The 1,651-nt window shown below is 71.8% G+C and carries 2 protein-coding genes; one reads left to right on the top strand and one right to left on the bottom strand.

Going from position 1 to position 1,651, the window contains the following annotated elements; all coding sequences use genetic code 11:
• Positions 1-753: hypothetical protein (locus AB0O29_RS35725; RefSeq protein WP_365160549.1), on the top strand; the 753-nt coding region annotated here is incomplete at its 5' end.
• Positions 754-772: 19 nt separating this feature from the next.
• Here AB0O29_RS35725 and AB0O29_RS35720 read toward each other — a convergent pair.
• Complete coding sequence (locus AB0O29_RS35720; protein WP_365160546.1) at positions 773-1,453, bottom strand: hypothetical protein; 681 nt, start codon at positions 1,451-1,453, stop codon at positions 773-775.
• Between the last annotated feature and the right edge of the window lie 198 nt (positions 1,454-1,651).

Genomic DNA, 1,651 nt, shown 5'->3' with positions numbered 1-1,651 from the left:
GTCGGCGCCGGTGCGCAGGGCCCAGCGGAGGTCTTCGATGTCCTTGTCGGAGAGGGCGGGGAGAACAACCCGCTCCCGATGATCGGTGTGGCCCAGCTGTACCGCCGCGACGTGCCCGACCTGCTCGCGGGGCCGGACGACAGCGATCTGCTCCAGGTGTTCTGGTGCCCCTTCGACGCGCACGGTGAGAACCGGACCGGCATGCTGCTGGACCTGCGCTGGCGCCGGTCGTGGGAGGTCGTCGAGGTGCTGGCGCAGCCGCCCGTGCCGGAGCGCGTGGGCTCCGAGGGGTACGTACCCGAGCCGTGCGTGCTGCACCCCGAGCAGGTGGTCACGTACCCCTTCGCAGGGCTGCTGCCCGAGGAGCTGTGCGCCCGGATCGAAGCCAGGGAGGAGGCCCTCGAAGAGGAGGCCGAGGAAGCCGAGGTGGAGGAATGGGACTGGCCGACCTACCAGTTCGACCTGTCCATCCCGCCCGGCTGGCGTGCCGGCGGCTACGCGTCCTGGAACCTGACCGACGCCGACGTCCTGGAGTGCCCGGCCTGCGCGGCCGCCCCGATGGAACTGCTGCTGACCATCGACAGCAAGGAGTGGGACGGCGGGAGCGGCAGCTGGATGCCGCTGGAGGAACGGGACCCGGCCGTCGCCGCGGACGCCGAGCCCACCGGGGTCCAGGTGGGCCGCTGGGGCAAGCTGAACGTCTTCGCCTGCCCCGCCGACCCGGGACATCCCCACCTCAAGAGCATCCAGTAGCCCGTTGGCGGGACCCCGCTCAGGTCGTCAGCGTGGCCGTGGGGAGGGAGCCCCGGAGGATCCGCTCGCGCGGCAGGGAGAGGTCGAAGAGACGGCCCAGGATCCCCAGGAGGGTGGACCGCGTCCGCTCGTCGTCCTCCTCGCCCGTGTATCCGTCGCGGCCGGCGACGGGCAGTCCGGCCTCCGCCATGGCCGCCGTCACCTCCGCGGCCACCTCCGGGTCCCCGGCGACACCGTCGTATCCCCATGACCCGTCCAGGTGCAGATTGAACGAGCAGGCGGGGCTCCCGTCCCGGTGGTACTCGAAGAAGGGCGGCACGGGCTTGCCGTTGTCCTCCTCGAAGGTCACCTGGAAGACGTGCGCGCCGTCCGCCGAGACCGGGCCGATCCCCTTGAACTCGCCCCACCACGCGCCGTACATCACCACGAACGACAGGCCCGCGTACGCACCGTAGCGCAGGTGTACGTCGGAGTCGGCATCGAAGAGGTCCGGGTCTGCGACCTGCTCGGCGGTGTACTCGCCGACGACCGGTTCGAGGACGGCGGGCACCCCCCAGAAGGCCCGCGCCGCGAGCCGCTCCACCAGCTCGTCCGGGGTCAGTCCCCGGGCCATCACCACGTTGTATCCGCCGAAGGGTGTCCAGCGGGGCGCCGCGAGCCAGTCGATCCCGGTCTCGGTGTCATACGTTCGAAGAGTCATCCGGACATGATCGAGGACACCACCGACACACACCCCCGGTCCGGCAGGGAGCGACAGGGCCGTCCGGCACCCGGGCGGGGCCCGACGGCCGACCCGGCGGCCCGTTGTCAGAGCCGTGTACGAGCATGGCCGTGTGTCCGCGCCCCCGCTGAACAGGTTGCCCCGGCTGGCCCCGTCGAGGGTGAGCAGCCCGCCGTC

Source organism: Streptomyces sp. NPDC089915, from assembly GCF_040684675.1.
Lineage (GTDB): Bacteria > Actinomycetota > Actinomycetes > Streptomycetales > Streptomycetaceae > Streptomyces.
Note: the sequence above shows the minus strand (reverse complement) of the source record. Positions and strands in the feature narration are given on the sequence as shown.